The 20,674-nt window shown below is 72.6% G+C and carries 21 protein-coding genes; 17 read left to right on the top strand and 4 right to left on the bottom strand.

What is annotated here, in order from left to right:
- Window positions 1–88: 88 nt before the first annotated feature.
- From LNW73_RS12725 to glmM, 4 genes are all read left to right on the top strand, one after another.
- Entirely contained in the window at window positions 89–1,708 is a 1,620-nt protein-coding gene (locus tag LNW73_RS12725) for an ABC-F family ATP-binding cassette domain-containing protein (protein WP_250989992.1), read from the top strand.
- A 279-nt stretch (window positions 1,709–1,987) separates the two neighbouring features.
- Window positions 1,988–2,431, top strand: a complete 444-nt coding sequence (gene rplM / locus LNW73_RS12720; RefSeq protein WP_250977281.1) for a 50S ribosomal protein L13 — start codon at window positions 1,988–1,990, stop codon at window positions 2,429–2,431.
- A gap of 42 nt (window positions 2,432–2,473) precedes the next feature.
- On the top strand, window positions 2,474–3,022 hold the full coding sequence (gene rpsI / locus LNW73_RS12715; RefSeq protein ID WP_250977282.1) for a 30S ribosomal protein S9: 549 nt from the start codon (window positions 2,474–2,476) through the stop codon (window positions 3,020–3,022).
- A gap of 117 nt (window positions 3,023–3,139) precedes the next feature.
- Entirely contained in the window at window positions 3,140–4,498 is a 1,359-nt protein-coding gene (gene glmM, locus LNW73_RS12710; RefSeq protein WP_250977283.1) for a phosphoglucosamine mutase, read from the top strand.
- Window positions 4,499–4,737: 239 nt separating this feature from the next.
- Here glmM and coaA read toward each other — a convergent pair whose 3' ends face one another.
- On the bottom strand, window positions 4,738–5,733 hold the full coding sequence (coaA, locus tag LNW73_RS12705) for a type I pantothenate kinase (RefSeq protein ID WP_250989991.1): 996 nt from the start codon (window positions 5,731–5,733) through the stop codon (window positions 4,738–4,740).
- 98 nt (window positions 5,734–5,831) lie between these two features.
- On the opposite strand from coaA, the gene glmS reads away from it, so the two are divergent.
- From glmS to LNW73_RS12670, 7 genes are all read left to right on the top strand, one after another.
- Window positions 5,832–7,679, top strand: coding sequence for a glutamine--fructose-6-phosphate transaminase (isomerizing) (gene glmS, locus LNW73_RS12700; protein WP_250977284.1), 1,848 nt, complete (start codon window positions 5,832–5,834; stop codon window positions 7,677–7,679).
- Window positions 7,676–8,044 carry a holo-ACP synthase gene (locus LNW73_RS12695; RefSeq protein WP_138352926.1) on the top strand — a complete coding sequence of 123 codons (369 nt, stop codon included), beginning with the start codon at window positions 7,676–7,678 and terminating at the stop codon, window positions 8,042–8,044. The genes glmS and LNW73_RS12695 overlap by 4 nt, the downstream gene beginning before the upstream one ends.
- Window positions 8,045–8,081: 37 nt before the next feature.
- A complete protein-coding gene (locus LNW73_RS12690; protein ID WP_250989990.1) occupies window positions 8,082–9,551 on the top strand; it encodes an NAD(P)H-hydrate dehydratase in 1,470 nt (489 codons plus the stop codon).
- A gap of 103 nt (window positions 9,552–9,654) precedes the next feature.
- Window positions 9,655–10,812 carry an alanine racemase gene (gene alr, locus LNW73_RS12685; RefSeq protein ID WP_250989989.1) on the top strand — a complete coding sequence of 386 codons (1,158 nt, stop codon included), beginning with the start codon at window positions 9,655–9,657 and terminating at the stop codon, window positions 10,810–10,812.
- A gap of 16 nt (window positions 10,813–10,828) precedes the next feature.
- Window positions 10,829–12,055: an alpha/beta fold hydrolase gene (locus LNW73_RS12680; RefSeq protein WP_250989988.1), complete on the top strand. Its 1,227-nt coding sequence runs from the start codon at window positions 10,829–10,831 to the stop codon at window positions 12,053–12,055.
- Between the two features lie 30 nt (window positions 12,056–12,085).
- Window positions 12,086–12,667, top strand: coding sequence for a tRNA (adenosine(37)-N6)-threonylcarbamoyltransferase complex ATPase subunit type 1 TsaE (gene tsaE, locus LNW73_RS12675; RefSeq protein WP_250989987.1), 582 nt, complete (start codon window positions 12,086–12,088; stop codon window positions 12,665–12,667).
- 131 nt (window positions 12,668–12,798) lie between these two features.
- The gene (locus LNW73_RS12670) at window positions 12,799–13,011 is read left to right on the top strand and encodes a hypothetical protein (protein WP_250977289.1); all 213 of its coding nucleotides are present in this window, start codon (window positions 12,799–12,801) and stop codon (window positions 13,009–13,011) included.
- A gap of 64 nt (window positions 13,012–13,075) precedes the next feature.
- On the opposite strand, the gene LNW73_RS12665 is transcribed toward LNW73_RS12670, so the two are convergent.
- A complete protein-coding gene (locus LNW73_RS12665) occupies window positions 13,076–13,633 on the bottom strand; it encodes a hypothetical protein (RefSeq protein WP_250989986.1) in 558 nt (185 codons plus the stop codon).
- A 183-nt stretch (window positions 13,634–13,816) separates the two neighbouring features.
- Between LNW73_RS12665 and tsaB the strand changes: the two genes are divergently transcribed.
- Genes tsaB through LNW73_RS12640 form a run of 5 tightly spaced genes read left to right on the top strand, consistent with a single transcriptional unit; the run spans window position 13,817 to window position 17,226 of the window.
- Window positions 13,817–14,479 carry a tRNA (adenosine(37)-N6)-threonylcarbamoyltransferase complex dimerization subunit type 1 TsaB gene (gene tsaB, locus LNW73_RS12660; RefSeq protein ID WP_250989985.1) on the top strand — a complete coding sequence of 221 codons (663 nt, stop codon included), beginning with the start codon at window positions 13,817–13,819 and terminating at the stop codon, window positions 14,477–14,479.
- Window positions 14,480–14,496: 17 nt separating this feature from the next.
- On the top strand, window positions 14,497–15,012 hold the full coding sequence (gene rimI, locus LNW73_RS12655; protein ID WP_250992900.1) for a ribosomal protein S18-alanine N-acetyltransferase: 516 nt from the start codon (window positions 14,497–14,499) through the stop codon (window positions 15,010–15,012).
- Entirely contained in the window at window positions 15,005–16,123 is a 1,119-nt protein-coding gene (gene tsaD, locus LNW73_RS12650; RefSeq protein WP_250977292.1) for a tRNA (adenosine(37)-N6)-threonylcarbamoyltransferase complex transferase subunit TsaD, read from the top strand. Before rimI ends, tsaD begins: the two co-directional genes overlap by 8 nt.
- Entirely contained in the window at window positions 16,123–16,374 is a 252-nt protein-coding gene (locus tag LNW73_RS12645) for a hypothetical protein (protein ID WP_250977293.1), read from the top strand. The genes tsaD and LNW73_RS12645 overlap by 1 nt, the downstream gene beginning before the upstream one ends.
- 9 nt (window positions 16,375–16,383) lie before the next feature.
- Window positions 16,384–17,226, top strand: a complete 843-nt coding sequence (locus LNW73_RS12640) for a polysaccharide deacetylase family protein (protein ID WP_250989984.1) — start codon at window positions 16,384–16,386, stop codon at window positions 17,224–17,226.
- 4 nt (window positions 17,227–17,230) lie between these two features.
- On the opposite strand, the gene LNW73_RS12635 is transcribed toward LNW73_RS12640, so the two are convergent.
- On the bottom strand, window positions 17,231–18,826 hold the full coding sequence (locus tag LNW73_RS12635) for a serine/threonine-protein kinase (RefSeq protein ID WP_250989983.1): 1,596 nt from the start codon (window positions 18,824–18,826) through the stop codon (window positions 17,231–17,233).
- A 117-nt stretch (window positions 18,827–18,943) separates the two neighbouring features.
- On the bottom strand, window positions 18,944–20,119 hold the full coding sequence (locus LNW73_RS12630) for a THUMP-like domain-containing protein (RefSeq protein WP_250989982.1): 1,176 nt from the start codon (window positions 20,117–20,119) through the stop codon (window positions 18,944–18,946).
- Between the two features lie 228 nt (window positions 20,120–20,347).
- On the opposite strand from LNW73_RS12630, the gene groES reads away from it, so the two are divergent.
- Window positions 20,348–20,656 carry a co-chaperone GroES gene (groES, locus tag LNW73_RS12625; protein ID WP_138352939.1) on the top strand — a complete coding sequence of 103 codons (309 nt, stop codon included), beginning with the start codon at window positions 20,348–20,350 and terminating at the stop codon, window positions 20,654–20,656.
- The last annotated feature ends 18 nt before the right edge of the window (window positions 20,657–20,674 follow it).

Genomic DNA, 20,674 nt, shown 5'->3' with positions numbered 1-20,674 from the left:
GCCCGATCCGGGCGGTCCGGGGCACCGGTGTCCGGGTGCTGGAAATCGGTTTGGGCCGGGGCCCTGGCAGGGGCGAGAATCCTGAGCTATGGGACATGTAGAGGCGGCACACCTGGAGTACTACCTTCCGGATGGACGGGTGCTGCTCGGCGACGTCTCGTTCCGGGTGGGAGAAGGCGCCAAGGTCGCTCTGGTCGGGGCGAACGGCGCGGGCAAGACGACCCTGCTGCGGCTGATCTCGGGGGAGCTCAAGCCGGACGGCGGCTCGGTGACCATCAGCGGCGGGCTCGGCGTCATGCCGCAGTTCGTGGGTTCGGTCCGGGACGACCGGACGGTCCGGGACCTGCTGGTCTCCGTATCGCGGGCGCGGATCAGGACGGCCGCGAAGGCCGTGGACGCGGCCGAGCTGGCGATCATGGCGCAGGACGACGAACCGGCTCAGATGGCCTACGCGCACGCGCTCAGCGACTGGGCGGAGGCGCACGGCTACGAGGCCGAGAACATGTGGGACATGTGCACCCTGTCCGCGCTCGGCGTCCCGTACGAGCGGGCGCAGTGGCGCGAGGTCAAGACGCTCTCCGGCGGTGAGCAGAAGCGCCTGGTGCTGGAGGCCCTGCTGCGCGGTACCGACGAGGTGCTGCTGCTGGACGAGCCGGACAACTATCTGGACGTGCCCGGCAAGCGCTGGCTGGAGGAACAGCTCGCGCAGACCAAGAAGACCGTGTTGTTCGTCTCGCACGACCGGGAGCTGCTGGCCCGCTCCGCCGAGCGGATCGTCAGCGTCGAGCCGGGGCCCGCGGGCTCCGACGTCTGGGTGCACGGCGGCGGCTTCGGCACGTACCACCAGGCGCGCAAGGACCGCTTCGCACGGTTCGAGGAGCTGCGCCGCCGGTGGGAGGAAGAACACACCAAGATCAAGCAGATGGTCTTCCGGCTGCGCCAGCAGGCCGCGATCAGTCCGGACATGGCGTCGCGGTACCACGCGGCCCAGACCCGGCTGAAGCGCTTCGAGGACGCGGGGGCCCCGCAGGAGCCGCCGCGCGAGCAGGACATCAAGATGCGGCTGCGCGGCGGCCGTACCGGGGTGCGGGCGGTGACCTGCCAGGGGCTGGAGCTCACGGGTCTGATGAAGCCGTTCGACCTGGAGATCTACTACGGCGAGCGGGTCGCGGTGCTCGGCTCCAACGGGTCGGGTAAATCACACTTCCTGCGGCTGCTCGCCGGCCAGGACGTCCGGCACACCGGTTCCTGGAAGCTCGGCGCCCGGGTGGTGCCCGGCCATTTCGCGCAGACCCACGCGCACCCGGAGCTGGAGGGGCGCTCACTGGTCGACATCCTGTGGACCGAGAACGCGCACGACCGCGGCCGGGCGATGGGCGTGCTGCGCCGCTACGAACTGGAGCGGCAGGGCGACCAGAACTTCGGCAGCCTCTCCGGGGGCCAGCAGGCCCGCTTCCAGATCCTCCTGATGGAGCTGGCGGGTACCACCGCGCTCCTGCTGGACGAGCCGACGGACAACCTTGACCTGGAGAGCGCCGAGGCCCTCCAGGAGGGCCTGGAGGCCTACGACGGCACGGTGCTCGCGGTGACGCACGACCGCTGGTTCGCCCGCTCCTTCGACCGTTATCTGGTCTTCGGCTCGGACGGCGTCGTCCGCGAGTCGACGGAGCCGGTCTGGGACGAGCGGCGGGTGGAGCGCAAACGCTAGGGCCGCGGGCGGTGACGGTCAGGTGACGGACGGCTGACGACAAGGTCCTGACCAGGGCATTGGGCCGCGTTTTGACCCGTACGGTCGAAGCCGGGTATTCTGCGAGTTCGTTATGCGTATTGGCTTGCTCGTTCTCACGTGAGAGGCCCTTACGCCGGTCCGCCGGGCCGAACACCAGCGGCAGTACCGGGTTGCGTCCCCGAGTACCGCCAGGGCTGTCGTGATCGTCCGGGTGGCCTTGTCAGGACTCCACTCTCTGAAGAAGCGAAGGCTACGACCGTGCGTACGTTCAGCCCCAAGCCCGGCGATGTAACTCGCCAGTGGCACGTCATCGACGCGCAGGACGTTGTCCTGGGCCGTCTGGCCTCTCAGGCCGCGAACCTTCTCCGGGGCAAGCACAAGCCTGTGTACGCCCCGCACGTTGACACCGGTGACTTCGTCATCATCATCAACGCCGACAAGGTTCACCTGTCCGGCAACAAGAAGTCCCAGAAGATGGCCTACCGCCACTCTGGCTTCCCGGGTGGTCTGCGCTCCGTCCGTTACGACGAGCTGCTCGACAAAAACCCCGAGAAGGCCGTCGAGAAGGCCATCAAGGGCATGGTCCCGAAGAACACCCTGGGCCGTCAGATGCTCTCGAAGCTCAAGGTCTACGCGGGCTCCGAGCACCCGCACGCTGCGCAGCAGCCGGTCCCGTTCGTGATCAGCCAGGTCTCGCAGTAGTCCCGGCCACCAGCTACCAGCAGAAAGCATCTGAGGAGAATCGTGGCTGAGACCACTACCGAGGCCCCCGTCGTCGAGGCTGACGACACCACTGAGACCGCTGAGGCCTTCGGGTCCGAGGAGGCTCCTACGGAGTACACCTCGGAGTCGGACGCTCCGGAGGAGTACACCTCCGAGTCGCTCGCGGGCCGCTTCGGCGACCCGCAGCCGGCAGCCGGCACCGGCCGCCGCAAGCAGTCCATCGCCCGTGTCCGCATCGTGCCGGGCTCTGGCAAGTGGAAGATCAACGGTCGCACCCTTGAGGGTTACTTCCCGAACAAGGTGCACCAGCAGGAAGTCAACGAGCCGTTCAAGCTCCTCGAGCTGGACAACCGCTACGACGTCATCGCGCGTATCGGTGGCGGCGGCATCTCCGGCCAGGCCGGTGCGCTGCGCCTGGGTGTTGCCCGTGCGCTGAACGAGGCGGACACGGACAACAACCGCGCCGCCCTCAAGAAGGCCGGATTCCTGACGCGTGACGACCGTGCGGTCGAGCGCAAGAAGGCCGGTCTGAAGAAGGCCCGTAAGGCGCCGCAGTTCAGCAAGCGCTAATCACGCTCGGCGTTCGCCCCGGAGGCACTTTGTGCGCCTCCGGGGCGTTCGCTTTTTAGTGCCCAGGGCGTATATCTGTCGGTAACGCCCATGGTTCCCATACTCGGAGGAATAACAGTGGGACGACTCTTCGGCACGGACGGCGTGCGCGGCGTCGCCAACGCGGACCTGACCGCCGAGCTGGCGCTCGGCCTGTCCGTCGCGGCGGCTCATGTGCTGGCTGAGGCGGGCTCGTTCCAGGGTCATCGGCCGGTGGCCGTGGTCGGGCGCGATCCGCGTGCTTCGGGGGAGTTTCTGGAGGCCGCCATCGTGGCGGGCCTCGCGAGCGCGGGCGTGGACGTCCTGCGGGTCGGTGTGCTGCCCACCCCCGCGGTGGCGTATCTCACCGGTGCGCTGGGTGCCGACCTCGGCGTGATGCTCTCCGCCAGCCACAACGCGATGCCGGACAACGGCATCAAGATCCTGGCCCGCGGCGGCCACAAGCTCGACGACGAGCTCGAAGAGCGCATCGAGAAGACCTACGAGGAGCACCGCGCGGGCGAGCCCTGGGACCGGCCGACCGGTTCCGGCGTCGGCCGGGTGAAGGACTACACCGAGGGCTTCGACCAGTACGTCGCGCACCTCATGGGCGTGCTGCCGAACCGCCTCGACGGGCTGAAGATCGTCCTGGACGAGGCGCACGGCGCCGCCGCCTGGGTGTCGCCCGAGGCGTTCTCCCGGGCCGGCGCGGAGATCGTCACGATCGGCGCCCAGCCCGACGGTCTGAACATCAACGACGGCTGCGGCTCCACGCACCTCGAACTGCTCAAGGCCGCCGTCGTCGAGCACGGCGCGCACTTCGGCATCGCCCATGACGGCGACGCGGACCGCTGCCTGGCCATCGACGCCGACGGCAACGAGGTCGACGGCGACCAGATCCTGGCCGTGCTGGCGCTGGACCTGCGCGAGCGGGGCGGGCTGCGGGAGAACACCGTGGTCGGCACCGTCATGTCCAACCTCGGCTTCAAGCTGGCGATGGAACGCGAGGGCATCCACCTCGTCGAGACGGCGGTCGGCGACCGCTACGTGCTGGAGTCGATGAAGGAGCACGGCTACGCGCTGGGCGGCGAGCAGTCCGGCCACGTCATCATCCTGGACCACGCCACGACCGGCGACGGCACGCTGACCGGCCTCATGCTGGCCGCCCGCGTCGCCGCCACCGGCCGCACGCTGGCCGATCTGGCCGGCGTCATGCAGCGGCTCCCGCAGGTGCTGGTGAACGTGCCGGACGTCGACAAGAGCCGGGTCAACACCGCTCCCGAGCTGGCGGCCGCGGTCGCCGAGGCCGAGCGTGAACTGGGCACCACCGGACGGGTCCTGCTGCGTTCCTCCGGCACCGAGCCGCTGGTCCGCGTCATGGTCGAGGCCGCCGACATCGACCACGCCCGCGCGGTCGCGGGCCGGCTGGCCGACGTCGTGAAGTCCGTCCTCGGCTAGGGCCTGTCCGGCCGATCACGAACGGCCCCTTCGCCGCCTGGCACAGCCCCTCGCGGCGTTGCCGAAACGCCCGAATACAACCGGTATACGGGCGCTCCGGCGCCTTGCGAGGCACCGCACCAGACGACGCCTGGGCCGCCCATGATCGACCGGACAGGCCCTAGTACCTCTCCACAGCCGAACGCGCGCCGCCCGCCCGGATTCCCGGGCGGGCGGCGCGCGTTGCGTCCACGGGGAGTTCAGAGCTTGCGCAGCGACAGCCGCTGGACCTTGTGCTGCGGGCCCTTGCGGAGCACGAGCGTGGCGCGGCTGCGCGTCGGCAGCACATTCTGCTGCAGGTTGGGCTGGTTGACGGTCCGCCACATCAGCCGGGCGTACTCCATCGCCTCCGCCTCCGAGACCTGCGTGTACTTGCGGAAGTACGAGAACGGGTTCTGGAACGCCGTCTCGCGGAGCTTGCGGAACCGGCCGAGGTACCACTGCTCGATGTCCTCGGTGCGGGCGTCGACGTACACGCTGAAGTCGAAGAAGTCGGCGAGGCCGACGCGGGTGCGGCCGTCCTTGCCGGGCAGCGCCGGCTGCAGCACGTTCAGGCCCTCGACGATGAGGATGTCGGGCCGGCGCACCGTCAGGCGTTCCCCGGGGACGATGTCGTAGATCAGGTGCGAGTAGACGGGTGCGGTCACCTCGTCCTTGCCCGCCTTCACGTCGGCGACGAAGCGGGTCAGCGCGCGCCGGTCGTAGGACTCGGGGAAGCCCTTGCGCGACATCAGGTCGCGGCGGTGCAGTTCGGCGTTGGGCAGCAGGAAGCCGTCGGTGGTCACCAGCTCGACCCGCGGGTGCTCGGGCCAGCGGGCCAGCAGCGCGCGCAGGATACGGGCGGTGGTCGACTTCCCGACCGCGACGCTCCCCGCCACCCCGATGACGAAGGGGGTGCCGGGCTGCTCGCCCTGGCCGTTGCCCGCGTCGCCCAGGAAGGTGTTCAGGGCGCCCCGCAGGCCGCTGTGGGCGGCCACGTACAGATTGAGCAGCCGGGACAGCGGCAGGTACACGTCCACGACCTCGTCCAGGTCGATGACGTCGCCCAGGCCCCGCAGCCGCTCCACCTCATCGGCGGTCAGCGGCAGTGGTGTCCGCTCCCGCAGCGCGCTCCACTCCGCGCGGCTGAGGTCCACGTACGGGCTGATCTCGGCGCGTCGGCGCTGCTGCTGATCGGTGGTCGGCACACGCCCCATTGTGCTGCCGTGCCGCGCCCGGTTCACCTCGGGGGGCACGCGGGCCCGTCCGGACGGCCTCTGGGACGGCGGGCCGGTACGGCCATAGGGTGGCGGGCATGTGCGGAATCGTGGGGTATGTGGGCGGCCGGTCCGCTCTCGATGTCGTTGTCGCCGGGCTGCGGCGGCTGGAGTACCGGGGCTACGACTCGGCGGGTATCGCCGTGCTGGCCGACGGTGGTCTGGCCGCGGCCAGGAAAGCCGGCAAGCTCGCCAATCTGGAGGCGCTGCTGGAGCAGCAGCCGCTGCCGGCCGGCGGGACCGGGATCGGGCACACGCGGTGGGCGACCCACGGCGGCCCGACGGATGTGAACGCGCATCCGCACCTGGACAACGCCGGACGGGTCGCGGTGGTGCACAACGGCATCATCGAGAACTTCGCCGCGCTGCGGGCGGAGCTGGCGGAGCGCGGCCACGCGCTGGAGTCCGAGACCGACACCGAGGTCGTGGCGCATCTGCTCGCCGAGCACTTCTCCTCGTCGGCGGACCTGGCCGAGGCGATGCGGCAGGTGTGCCGGCAGCTGGACGGGGCGTTCACGCTGGTCGCGGTGCACGCGGACGAGCCGGACGTGGTGGTCGGGGCGCGCCGCAACTCGCCGCTGGTGGTGGGCGTCGGGGAGGGCGAGAACTTCCTGGCGTCGGACGTCGCCGCGTTCATCGAGTACACCCGTGAGGCGATCGAGCTGGGCCAGGACCAGGTCGTCGAGCTGCGCCGGGAGAGCGTCACCGTCACCGACTTCGAGGGCAAGCCGGCCGAGGTGCGGCCCTATCACGTGGACTGGGACGTCTCGGCCGCCGAGAAGGGCGGCTACGACTACTTCATGCTCAAGGAGATCGCCGAGCAGCCGAAGGCGGTCGCCGACACGCTGCTGGGGCGGATCGGCACGGACGGCCGGCTGACGCTCGACGAGCTGCGGATGCCCGACCGGATGCTGCGGGAGATCGACAAGGTCGTGATCGTCGCGTGCGGGACGGCGTTCCACGCCGGGATGATCGCCAAGTACGCGATCGAGCACTGGACGCGGATGCCGTGCGAGGTCGAGCTGGCGAGCGAGTTCCGGTACCGGGACCCGATCCTGGACCAGCGCACGCTCGTCGTCGCGATCAGCCAGTCCGGCGAGACGATGGACACCCTGATGGCGCTGCGGCACGCCCGTGAGCAGGGCTCCAAGGTGCTCGCCATCTGCAACACCAACGGCTCGACGATCCCGCGCGAGTCCGACGCCGTGCTGTACACGCACGCCGGGCCGGAGGTCGCCGTCGCCTCGACGAAGGCGTTCCTGACGCAGGTCGTCGCCTGCTACCTGGTCGCGCTGTACCTGGGGCAGGTGCGCGGCACCAAGTGGGGCGACGAGATCACCGGGGTGATCCGTGAGCTGTCGGAGATCTCCACCCAGGTCGGGCAGGTGCTGGAGACGATGGAGCCGGTGCGGGCGCTCGCGCGCTCGCTGAAGGACAAGAACACCGTGCTGTTCCTGGGCCGGCACGTCGGCTACCCGGTGGCCCTGGAGGGCGCGCTGAAGCTCAAGGAGCTGGCGTACATGCACGCCGAGGGCTTCGCGGCGGGCGAGCTCAAGCACGGGCCGATCGCGCTCATCGAGCCGGACCTGCCGGTGGTCGTGGTGGTGCCGTCGCCGCGCGGGCGGTCGGTGCTGCACGACAAGATCGTCTCCAACATCCAGGAGATCAGGGCCCGCGGCGCCCGCACCATCGTCATCGCCGAGGAGGGCGACGAGGCGGTCGTCCCGTACGCGGACCACATCATCCGCATCCCGCGCACCCCGGTGCTGCTGCAGCCGCTGGTGGCCACCGTGCCGCTGCAGGTCTTCGCGTGCGAGCTGGCCACCGCCCGGGGCAACGAGGTCGACCAGCCGCGGAACCTCGCCAAGTCGGTGACCGTCGAATGATCATCGGGGTCGGGATCGACGTCGCCGAGATCGAGCGCTTCGCCGCGTCCCTGGAACGCACCCCGGGCCTCGCCGACCGGCTCTTCACCAGGAACGAGCGGCTGCTGCCCGGCGGCGAACCCCGTGGCATCGCCTCGCTCGCCGCCCGCTTCGCCGCGAAGGAGGCGCTCGCCAAGGCGCTCGGCGCCCCGGCGGGGCTGGTCTGGCTGGACGCCGAGGTGACGACCGAGGACACCGGCCAGCCACGGCTCACCGTCACGGGCTCGGTCGCCCGGCGGGCGGCGGAGCTGGGGGTGCGGGGGTGGCACGTCTCGCTCAGCCATGACGCGGGGATCGCTTCCGCCGTGGTGATCGCCGAGGGGTGAACCGTCCGCCCGCGGGCGGGAAACGAGAGGACAACGGATGCGGCACGCACACACCGTCGAGACCGTACGGGCGGCGGAGCGCGCCCTCATGGCGCGGCTGCCCGAGGGCGCGCTCATGCAGCGGGCCGCCGCCGGGCTGGCGGCCGCCTGTGCCGGGCTGCTCGGCCGGGTCTACGGCGCCCGCGTCGTCCTGCTCGTCGGCAGCGGTGACAACGGCGGCGACGCCCTCTACGCGGGGGCCAGGCTCGCCCGGCGCGGGGCCGCCGTCACCGCCGTGCTGCTCGCGCCGGACCGTACGCACGGCGGCGGGCTGGCGGACCTGAAGGCCGCGGGCGGCCGTACGGTGACCGCCGACGACGCCGCGGCACTGCCGCTGATCGGCCGCGCCGACCTCGTCCTGGACGGGATCGTCGGCATCGGCGGGAAGGGCGGTCTGCGGCCGGCGGCCGTGCCGCTCGCGCGGGCCGCGCGCGACTCCCGCGCCACCGTCGTCGCCGTGGACCTGCCGAGCGGTGTCGACGCCGACACCGGCGAGGTCACCGGCCCGGTCGTGCACGCCGATGTCACCGTCACCTTCGGCACCTACAAGCCGGGCCTGCTGATCGACCCGGCGGCCGTGCACGCCGGTGCCCCGCGCCTGATCGACATCGGCCTCGGCCCCGATCTGCCGGCCCCGGCGCTCGAAGCCCTGCAGTTCGCGGAGGTCGCCGCGCTGCTGCCGGTGCCGGCCACCGAGAGCGACAAGTACCGGCGCGGGGTCGTCGGCGTGGTCGCCGGGTCGGACCGCTACCCGGGCGCGGCCGTCCTCGCGGTGGCGGGCGCGCTGCGCGGCGGCGCGGGCGCCGTGCGGTACGCCGGGCACGGCGCGGAGGCCGTGCTGGCGCGCTTCCCCGAGACGCTCGTCACGACCGGCCCGCCGTCAGAAGCGGGCCGCGTCCAGGCCTGGGTGGTCGGTCCCGGCCTCGGCGACGGCACCGAGGCGCGGCGCTCGGTCGACGACGTCCTCGCGTCCGGGGTGCCCGTGCTCGTCGACGCGGACGGGCTGCGCCTGATCACCCGCGAGCAGGTCAGGGCGCGCACCGCGGCCACCGTCCTCACCCCGCACGCGGGGGAGGCGGCGGCGCTGCTCGGGCGGTCCCGGGAGGAGGTCGAGGCGGCCCGGCTGGCGTCCGTGCGGGAGCTCGCCGAGCAGTACGGCGCCACGGCGCTCCTCAAGGGCTCGACGACCCTGGTGGCCGATCCCGACCGGGCGGTCCCGGTGCGGGTCAACCCGACCGGCACGTCCTGGCTCGCCACCGCCGGCAGCGGCGACGTCCTGTCCGGCCTCACCGGCTCCCTGCTGGCCGCCGGCCTCGCCCCCCGCGACGCCGCCTCCGTCGGCGCCCACCTCCACGGCCTGGCCGCCCGGCTGGCCTCGGGCTCCGCCGCCGGCGTCGGCGCGCCCGTCTCGGCCCAGGACATCGCGGCCACCCTTCCGGCCGCCTGGCGCCAGGTGGCGGGCGGCTGAACCCCGTCCTTGCGCCGGAGGCGGGCCCGGTTGCGGGCCCGTTCCGCCGGTCACGCGGGGCGGAGGCGCGGGGCGGAGCCACCGGCCTGAGAGACTGGGCTCGATGGACAACACTGCGATGCGTGCCTGGGCGGAGATCGATCTGACCGCGCTCCGGGCCAATGTGACGGCGCTGCGGGCCTGCGCCCCCGGCGCCGGGCTGATGGCCGTGGTCAAGGCGGACGCCTACGGGCACGGCATGGTGCCGTGCGCGCGGGCCGCGCTGGAGGCCGGGGCGACCTGGCTCGGCACCGCCACGCCCGAGGAGGCGCTGGCGTTGCGCGCGGCCGGGGTGGGCGGCCGGCTGCTGTGCTGGCTGTGGACGCCCGGCGGCCCGTGGCGCGCCGCGGTCGAGGCCGACATCGATGTGACGGTGAGCGCCCTGTGGGCGCTGCGCGAGGTGTGCGCGGCGGCCCGGGAGGCGGGCCGTACGGCGAGGGTGCAGCTGAAGGCGGACACCGGCCTGGGCCGCAACGGCTGCCAGCCGGCCGACTGGCCGGAGCTGACCGCCGCGGCGCGGGCGGCCGAGACCGACGGGCTGATCAAGGTCACCGGCATCTGGTCGCACTTCTCGTGCGCCGACGATCCGGGCCATCCGTCGATCGCCGCCGAGCTGGCGGCGTTCCACACCGCCCTGGCGGGCGCGGCGGCCGCCGGCCTCGACCCCGAGGTGCGGCACATGGCGAACTCGCCGGGCACCCTGACCCTCCCGGAGTCGCACTTCGACCTGGTGCGTCCCGGCGTCGCGATGTACGGGATCTCGCCGGTGCCGCAGGTCGGCGGACCCGCCGACTTCGGGCTGCGGCCGGTGATGACGCTGGTCGCGCGGCTGGCGTCGGTGAAGCGGGTGCCGGGCGGGCACGGGGTCAGTTACGGCCACCACTACGTCACCCCGGGCGAGACCACCCTGGCGCTCGTCCCGCTGGGCTACGCGGACGGCGTCCCCCGGCACGCGTCGGGCTCGGGGCCCGCCCTCGTCGCCGGCAAGTGGCGGACGGTCGCCGGCCGGGTCGCGATGGACCAGTTCGTCGTCGACCTCGGGGGCGACGCCGCCCAACCGGGCGACGAGGCAGTACTGTTCGGGCCGGGTGACCGGGGCGAGCCGACCGCGGAGGACTGGGCGCTGGCCGCGGGCACCATCGCCTACGAGATCGTCACGCGGATCGGGACCCGGGTGCCGCGCGTCTATGTCGACAACGGGAGACGCGTACCAGGGGAGTAGCGGGAACACGATGACCATGGACAGCGGAGCGAAGTGGGAGCGGGCCGGCAAGAGCGCCGGCTTCGTCGGTGCGGCGATCGGCGTGGTGGCGGCGGGCGCCGCCGCGGGCGTCGCGCTGGAGCGGCTCACGGTCGGCCGGGGCATCCGCAGGAAGGCGCGGCTCGCGCTGGACGCGGCCGGGCCGTACGGAGCGCTGCGCGGCACACCGGGTTCGGTGGCCGCGGAGGACGGCACCGAGCTGTACTACGAGGTCGAGGACGTCGTGGAGCAGCCGGTGACGGCGCAGCGGCGCGGCTGGACGGGCCTCTTCAAGCGGGGCGGCGGGGCCGAGCCGCAGCCGCTCACCGTCGTCTTCTGCCATGGCTACTGCCTCAACCAGGACGCCTGGCACTTCCAGCGCGCGGCCCTGCGCGGCAGCGTCCGGGCGGTCTACTGGGACCAGCGCAGCCACGGGCGCTCCGAGCGCGGCCGTGACCAGCTCGCGGGCGAGCCCGCCACGATCGACCAGCTCGGCCGTGACCTCAAGGCGGTGCTGGACGCCGCCGCGCCGAACGGCCCGCTGGTGCTCGTCGGGCACTCGATGGGAGGCATGACGATCATGGCGCTGGCCGACCAGTTCCCCGAGCTGGTGACGGAACGGGTGGCCGGGGTCGCCTTCATCGGCACGTCCGCGGGCAAGCTGGCGGCCATGACGATGGGGCTGCCGGCCGCCGGGGCGCGGGCGTTCCGGGCGCTGGCGCCGGGCGTGCTGCGGATCCTCGGCACCCAGGTCGACCTGGTGGAACGCGGGCGACGGGCCACCGCGGACCTCTTCGCGGGCATCGTGAAGCGGTACTCGTTCGCCTCCGACGTCGACGCGTCGGTGGGCCGGTTCGCCGAGCGGCTGATCGAGGGGACGCCGATCGACGTCGTCGCCGAGTTCTACCCGGCCTTCATCCAGCACGAGAAGGCGGACGCGCTGGCCGTCCTGGACGGCAAGCCCGCGCTCGTGCTGGCCGGGGACAAGGACCTGCTCACACCGAGCGACCACAGCGCCGACATCGCGGAGCGGCTGCCGGCCGCGGAACTGGTGATCGTCGAGAACGCCGGTCACCTGGTGATGCTGGAGTACCCGGAACTGGTGAACGCGCATCTGGCCGCCCTGCTGGCCCGCGCGGCGGACGCCGTCCAGGCCCCGCTGCCGCTGACGGTCAGAGAACTGGGGCTGCTCCCGGAGACGCAGCAGGCGGCACAGGAGGCATAGCGTCCGCCACGCCGCGTAGCATTCGCGGACATGGAACCGCTGCACGGTCAGCACACCGCTGACGACCCCGTATCCGTCCGTCTCACGGTCAGGACCCCCGACCGTATGCGGGAGTTGGGCCGGGCTCTCGCCGGTCTGCTGCTTCCCGGTGACCTGGTGCTGCTCAGCGGCGAACTGGGCGCGGGCAAGACGACGCTGACCCGCGGCCTGGGGGAGGGCCTCGGGGTGCGGGGGGCGGTGACCTCGCCGACCTTCGTGATCGCCCGGGTGCATCCGTCGCTCAGCGGCGGGCCCGCCCTGGTGCATGTGGACGCGTACCGGCTGGGCGGCGGGCTCGACGAGATGGAGGACCTGGACCTCGACGTCTCGCTGCCCGAATCGGTGGTGGTCGTCGAATGGGGCGAGGGCAAGGTCGAGGAGCTGTCCGAGGCCCGGCTGCAGGTCGTCATCTCGCGGACGCTCGGCGAGGCCGGTCACCACGGCACCGGCCCCGACACCGGCACTGACATCGACGCCGACGCCGGGAGCGACGTCGACGACGTGCGCGAGGTGACCGTCACCGGTATCGGGCCGCGCTGGGTCAACCAGGACCTTTCGCCGCTCGGCGGCTAGCTCGGCGCCCAGCCCGGCGGGGAGGCGTTCCGACAACGTGTCGGGAAGATGTTGCGCACGGGTGGCCCGGCGTGGTCGCATGGGAGTGCAGATGTTGGTCGAGGCTGCCTACATTCCCTCAGGAGGCACGCATGCCGGCTCATGGCACTTCGGACGCGCCGAAGCCCGCCGCAGTCCCCGCGGTCCCGGCTGCCCCCGTGGTCCCCGGCGTTCCCGCCGTCCCCACCCGTCCCGCGATCCCCGCACTGCCGTCGATGAGCGAGCTGCTGGCCGCGGGCGCGGCGGCGACGGCCGTGTCCACCCCGCCGGACGAGCACGACGGGGAACGGCGCGACGCCGCGTAGCAGTCGGCCGCCACTCACTCGTACGGTGGAATCCGCGTCCTTGATCGCTTGATCGCGTGAGCGATCAGCGGACGACGACGATCCTCGTGTCGATCACCGCGAGCTTCCAGAGCTCGTCGCCGTCGGCGGGCGTCTCACGGATGCCGCCGGTCTTCTTCTGCGGGTCCGGGCTGGGCATCGAGGCGTCCACCGCCGCGCTGAAGCCGATGACGGTGCTGCCGACGGTCGCGAACCGCACGACGTGCTCGATCGCGATCCCGTCACCGCCGGTGCCGCGCGCGGTGCGCGAGGTGACCTTGTAGCGGCCGGGGGCCGGATCGACGCTGCCCGGCGCGACGACGTAGGTGCGCAGCACCTTGTTGGCGCCGTTCACCAGCCAGACCCGCTTGGCCGCCAGGCCGTAGACCACGCGCTTGCCGCTGCCGGTGTTCGCGGGCAGCGCCGGCACCTTGGTGACCGGCGGCACCTTGGCCGTGGGGGCGGTGGCGGCCGGGCTCGAGGGGCGGGCCGTCACGGGGTGGTCCGCCGCGGAACCGGAGGCCTGGACGGCCAGTACGGCGATGACGGCGAGCGCGGCAGCGGTGAGGCCTGTCACGAGGGTCCCCGACCCGATCCTTGGCACGGTTGGTTCGCTCCTCCGGAGGGGTTTGCGGGCTGTGGTCGACGTTAGCAGCCGGGGCCCGCCCGATGACCGCGCGAGCGGGCGCCGGGCGGCCGGGTGTTGTGACCGGTGCGTGGCCCGGGCCACCGCCCCACCGCTGCCGCGGCCGGCCCGGGGGATGGGGCGGGGCCGTAGGGTGTCACCGTGCTTCTGCTTGCTTTTGACACCGCTACGCCCGCTGTGACCGCCGCGCTACACGACGGCGGGCGGGTGCTCGCCGAATCGACGGTCGTCGACGCCCGGCGGCACGGAGAACTGCTCATGCCGGCCATCGACCGGGTGCTGAGCGAGGCCGGGGCGGCGATCGGCGACGTGACCGGCATCGTCGTCGGGACCGGCCCCGGGCCGTACACCGGGCTGCGGGTCGGCCTGGTGACCGCCGCCGCGTTCGGCGACGCGCTCGGGGTGCCCGTGCACGGCATCTGCACCCTCGACGGGATCGCGTACGCGGCCGGTCTCGCCGGACTCGGCGGCCCCTTCGTGGTGGCCACCGACGCCCGCCGCAAGGAGGTCTACTGGGCCCGCTACGCCAGCCCGCGCGAGCGGGTGACGGAGCCCGCCGTCGACCGTCCCGCCGATATCGCGCGGACGGTCGCGGGGCTGCCCGCCGTCGGCGCGGGAGCAGCCCTGTACCCGGAGGTCTTCACGGACGTACGGGCTCCTGAGCACCAGTCCGCCGGCGCGCTGGCCGCGCTCGGCGCCGTACGGCTCGCGGAGGGCGCGGAGTTCGCCCCCCCGCTGCCGCTGTACCTGCGGCGGCCCGACGCGCAGGTGCCGGCCGGCTACAAGGCGGTCCTGCCCAAGTGACGGTGACACTGCGCGAGATGCGCTGGTGGGACCTGGACCGGGTGATGGAGCTGGAACTGGAGCTCTTCCCCGAGGACGCCTGGTCGCGCGGCATGTTCTGGTCCGAGCTGGCCGACGCGCGGCACCCTCTGGCCACCAGGCACTACATCGTGGCCGAGGACGTCGCCGGAGAGGTCGCCGGGGACGCTGCCGAGGCAACCGGCGGTGGCGGCCGGCTGGTCGGCTACGCGGGGCTCGCGGCGATCGCCGGGACCGGTGACGTGCAGACCATCGCCGCCGCCCGCGACCACTGGGGCACCGGCCTCGGCGCCCGGCTGCTCGCCGACCTGATGCACCAGGCCACCGCCTTCGAATGCCACGAGGTGCTGCTCGAGGTCCGGGTCGACAACCTCCGTGCCCAACGGCTCTACGAGCGCTTCGGCTTCGAGCCGATCGGCTTCCGCAAGGGCTACTACCAACCGGGCAACGTCGACGCCCTCGTGATGCGTATGACCGAACCCTCCTCCGTACAAGGAACCACAACTGATGGCTGACGAGCCGCTTGTCCTCGGCATCGAGACCTCCTGCGACGAGACCGGTGTCGGCATCGTCCGCGGGCACACCCTGCTCGCCGACGCGGTGGCGTCCAGCGTCGACGACCACGCGCGCTACGGCGGCGTGGTGCCCGAGATCGCCAGCCGGGCGCATCTGGAGGCGATGGTCCCCACGATCCAGCGCGCCCTGAAGGAGGCGGGGGTCGCCGCGAGCGACCTCGACGGCATCGCCGTCACCGCGGGCCCCGGGCTCGCGGGCGCGCTGCTGGTGGGCGTGAGCGCCGCCAAGGCGTACGCCTACGCGCTCGGCAAGCCGCTCTACGGCGTCAACCACCTCGCGTCGCACATCTGCGTGGACCAGCTGGAGCACGGCCCGCTGCCCGAGCCGACGATGGCGCTGCTGGTCTCCGGCGGGCACTCGTCGCTGCTGCTCGCACCGGACATCACCAGTGATGTGCGGCCGCTGGGCTCGACGATCGACGACGCGGCGGGCGAGGCGTTCGACAAGGTCGCCCGGGTGCTGGGCCTCGGCTTCCCCGGCGGCCCGGCCATCGACCGGCACGCCCGCGACGGCGACCCGAAGGCCATCAGGTTCCCGCGCGGTCTGACCGGCCCGCGCGACGCGCCGTACGACTTCTCGTTCTCCGGGCTGAAGACGGCCGTCGCGCGCTGGGTCGAGGCGCAGCGCCGGGACGGTGTGGACGTGCCGGTGGCGGACGTGGCCGCGTCGTTCCAGGAGGCGGTGGTGGACGTGCTGACCCGTAAGGCGATCCGGGCCTGCAAGGAGAACGGCGTGGACCACCTGATGATCGGCGGCGGGGTCGCGGCGAACTCGCGGCTGCGCTCGCTGGCGCTGGAGCGCTGCGAGGACGCGGGCATCGTGCTGCGGGTGCCGCGCCGGGAACTGTGCACGGACAACGGCGCCATGGTCGCGGCGCTCGGCGCGGAGATGGTGGCGCGCAACCGGCCGTCGTCGACCTGGGACCTGCCGGCCGACTCCTCACTGCCCGTCACCGAGGTCTCCGTACCGGGCCACTCGCACCCGCACCCGGAGGAGCACGCCCACTCGCACGACCATGTGCACGAGCTGAGCAAGGACAACCTGTACTGATGACCGTCGCCCTGATGTGGGAGGCGCGGGCCGCCGAGGGGCGGGGCGCCGAGCTGCTGGAATGGGTCCGCGCCCAGCAGCTGGCACCGGCCCCGCTGCGCCGCGAGCACTTCTCCGCCCCCGGTGACCGGGTGCTCGTCATCACCTGGTGGGACGCGCCCTACGAGGCCGAGTTGCCCGAGCTGGCGGAACCCCCGGCCGCTTTTCTGCATCGTTCAGTACACAGATGGCGTTTTGAACGAACAGCATAGGGCTTACATATGCACATAAAAGCGGCGGGACTGATCGTTTCCGGTCTCCTGCTCGTCACCGGGTGCTCCACGGCCGCGTCCTCGCCGAAGGCCGCACCGACCGCTTCCGGGACGGGCCCTGCCGCCGCTCCCTCGTCGGACGGGAGCACCGCGCCCGGCGAGGGCGCGGACACCGCCGCCGCGTTCCGCAAGTGGAAGATCAAGCCGATGGCGCCGGCTCCGGCGCCGCCGAAGGTGAAGCCGGTGAAGACCGGTTCCGGGACGCCGCCGGTGGTCAGCGACATCCCCACCAAGGAGAAGATCGTCTTCGTCACCTTCGACGACGGCGCGGAGAAGGACCCGAAGTTCGTCACCATGATGGGCGAGCTGAAGATCCCCTTCACGATGTTCCTGACCGACGACATCATCCGGAGCGACTACGGCTACTTCAAGCCGCTCCAGAAGCTCGGCAACCCGATACAGAACCACACGCTGACGCACCCGAACCTGCGGACCGAGTCGGAGTCCGCCCAGCGTCACGAGATATGCACCCAGCAGACGAAGCTGAAGGCCGAATACGGCACCACGCCCCGCCTCTTCCGGCCGCCCTACGGCAACCTCAACGAGGCCACCAAGACCGCCGCGAAGTCCTGCGGACTCCAGGCGCTCATCCTGTGGCGCGAGTCCATGCAGATCAAGGGCATGCAGTACCAGCGCGCCGACAAGAAACTGCACCCCGGCGACATCATCCTCGCCCACTTCCGCGGCCCGTCGGAGCTCAAGGGCACCTCCATGACGGAGATGACCGCCAACATGCTGCGCATGATCTCCGAGCAGGGCTTCACCGTGGCGCGCCTGGAGGACTACGTCTGAGCCGTCAGCCCGTGCCCGTGCTCGCCGGCCCTTGCCGGTAGGCGCGGCGGGCGTACCGCTCCAGCGCCGCGGACAGCTTCCGCTCCTCGGCCGCGTCCAGCTGCAGAACGAGGCCCGCGCTGCGCCGCGCCGCCGCGACAGTGACGCCCGCGGCCCCGGAATCGACGCCGAACTCCTTCGGCGGGACGGCCCGCAGGCTGCCGGCCGGAACGGTCGCCCGCAGGAGGAAGCACCCGCGCCGCCCGGCTGCGCCATGGGCATGGAAGAGCGCGACCTCCTGCACCTCGGCCCACGGCCGGGACCATTCGGCGCCGCCGTGCCGCAGTCGCAGCCCGGCCGCGTCCAGGCCGACCGAGACGTCGGCCGTGCGCCGAGCCTTGATCAGGGCGCCCAGCGCCCATGTCAGGACGGTGGTGAACAGCGCGACACGGATGAGGCCCATCGCGGTCACCTGGTTGCCGAACACCGCCAACTGGGTCGCCGCGGACAGGACCAGCGCGATCGTGAAGATCCCCGCTTTGCCCGCCAGGCCCGGGCCGCCGGACACCGGTGCCCGCTGCGCGAGTTCATACCTGCCCGGGGCCGCGACCGGGGCGGGAGCCGCCACCGGAGCCGCGACCGGAGCCGCCATCGGAGCTGGAGCCGCGACCGGCGGCGCGGTGGCGGTCGGCGCGGCGGCGGTGAAGGCGACGGCGGGTGCGGGCGTGGGTGCGGGCGTTGGCGTGGGTGCGGCGGGTGTCGCCGGTGGGGCGGCGGCCGGCGCGACGACGGTCGGCCGGTACGCCCTCGGGTCCTCGCGGGCGGCGGTCAGCGTGTCGATCAGGGCATCCGTCCCCGGGCGCTCCCGGGGGTCCTTGGCGAGACAGGCGGCGACCACCGGCCGCAGGGCGGCCGGCACGCCGCCGAGGTCCGGCTCGTCGTGCACCACGCGGTACAGCAGCGCCGGAACCGTCCCCGTCCCGAACGGCGCCCGGCCCGTGGCCGCGAACACCAGGACCGAGCCGAGCGAGAAGACGTCGCTCTCCGCGCCCACCCGCCCGCCGACGGCCTGCTCGGGGGACATGAACCCCGCCGTGCCGATCACCGCGCCCGTCCCGGTGAGCATCGTGGCGCCGTCCAGCGCCTTGGAGATCCCGAAGTCGATGACGCGCGGTCCGTCGGCGACCATCAGGACGTTGCCCGGCTTGAGGTCGCGGTGCACCAGGCCGGCCGCGTGCACCGACGCCAGCGCCTCCGTCAGGCCCGCGCCCAGCGCCCTGAGCGCGGCCTCCGGCAGCGGCCCGTCGCGCTGCACCAGGACCCCGAGGTCGGGTGCCTCCAGGTACTGGCTGGCCACCCAGGGCCGGTCCGCCTCCGGATCGGCGTCCACGACCGACGCCGTCCAGAAGCCGGACACCGCGCGGGCCGCGTCCACCTCCCGCCGGAACCGGCTGCGGAAGCCGGGATCCGCGGCGATCTCGGCCCGGACGAGCTTGACGGCGACCGCCCGGCCGCTGCGCGACCTGCCGAGGTACACCTCGCCCATACCGCCCGCGCCGAGCCGCTTCAGCAACTCGTACGGTCCGACCCTGCGCGGGTCGTCCGGCCTCAGTTCGTCCATCCCGGCCCCCCGGTTCACCAGCCCTCGGCAGCAGGTTATCGGCGCGGATGATGCCGCGTCAGGCGATGTCAGGTGCCGCCGGACACCGGCCGCCCCGCGGCGCGTCCCCCGGCCGTCCTACGGGGTGTTGACCGGTTGGCCCAGCAGCATCGACGGCGCGCCCGCCACCCGGGTCAGGAAGACCGTGACGGAGTGCGGGCCCTCCAGCTTCAGCTTCCTGCGCAACTCCTCCGGTTCGATGGCGGAGCCGCGCTTCTTGATGACGGCGACGCCGATACCGCGCTGCCGCAGCAGCGCCTTGAGCTTCTTCAGGCCGAACGGCAGCACGTCGGTGATCTCGTACGCCGTCGCGAACGGCGTCGGGCGCAGTTCGTCGGCGGTGATGTACGCGATCGTCTCGTCGATCAGCCGGCCGCCGACCTGTTCCGCGACCTCCGCGACCAGGTGTGCGCGGATCACCGCGCCGTCCGGCTCGTAGAGGTACCGGCCGACCGGGCCGGCCGGCGGGTCGGGGAGCGGGGCGCCGGTCCACAGGGTGCCCGCGGACGGCAGCAGGGTCGCGCTCACCGAGCCGGGGTTCTTCCCGAACCACAGCACGGCCTCCTTCACGTCACCGCGGTACGAGATCCACTCCGCCCCGGCGTCGTCGGGGACGGCCTCGTGCGGGATGCCCGGCGCGACCTTCAGAGCCGCCACCGGCACCTGGCGGGCCGCCCCGACCGCCCAGGACAGCGACGGCGAATACGCCTCCGGGTCGAAGATCCGCCCACGCCCTCCCCTCCGCGCCGGGTCCACGAAGACGGCGTCGTAGCCGCTGGTGGCGATCTCGGTCACATCGGCGCAGCGCACCTCGATGAGGTCGGCGAGGCCCAGCGACTCCGCGTTGGCCCGCGCGACCGCGCAGGTCAGCGGGTCCCGGTCGACCGCCAGCACCGCCACGCCGGCCCGGGCGAGCGCGATGGCGTCCCCGCCGATCCCGCAGCACAGATCGGCCAGCCGCCGTACGCCCAGCGCCTTGAAGCACTCCGCCCGGTACTCCGCCACCTCGGTGCGGGTGGCCTGTTCCACCCCGTCGGGGGTGAAGTACATCCGGTACGCGTCCGCCCCGAACTTCGCCTCCCCGCGCTGCCGCAGCCGGGCCTGGCCGAGCGCCGCCGACACCAGTTCCGCGGGGTGTTCACGCCGCAGCCGGGTCGCCTCCGCCAGCTCGCGGGCGGGGTCGTAGTCGCGCAGCGACCCCAGCAGGGCCTGCCCGGCGGGGGTCAGCAGGTAGGAGAACGCGTCAAGATCCACGCTTCGATTGTCCTCCAGGCCGGAGGCGTCCGGCACCGTTCCGGCGGCGCTCCGTTGGCACTCCGCTTGACCGAGTGCTAAAGCCGTCCTAGTCTCGGTGCTGGCACTCAGCACTGCCGAGTGCCAGCACAACAGCGACGGGCAGGTCCGGCACCCGCGACGACGGGCCTACCAGGTCGCCACCCAGACAGACACTCCCGTTAGCCCTTTGAAGGGGGAGGTCGGAACGTGACGACCGCCAGCAGCAAGGTTGCCATCAAGCCGCTCGAGGACCGCATCGTGGTCCAGGCGCTCGAGGCTGAGCAGACCACGGCCTCCGGCCTGGTCATCCCGGACACCGCCAAGGAGAAGCCCCAGGAGGGCGTCGTCCTGGCCGTGGGCCCGGGCCGCTTCGAGGACGGTAACCGTCTTCCGCTCGACGTTTCCGTCGGCGACGTCGTGCTGTACAGCAAGTACGGCGGCACCGAGGTGAAGTACAACGGCGAGGAGTACCTCGTCCTCTCGGCCCGCGACGTTCTCGCGGTCATCGAGAAGTAGGTCTGCTTCACCACTAGC

Source organism: Streptomyces sp. RKAG337, from assembly GCF_023701715.1.
Taxonomy (GTDB): domain Bacteria; phylum Actinomycetota; class Actinomycetes; order Streptomycetales; family Streptomycetaceae; genus Actinacidiphila.
This window is presented reverse-complemented; position numbering and strand designations above follow the sequence as displayed.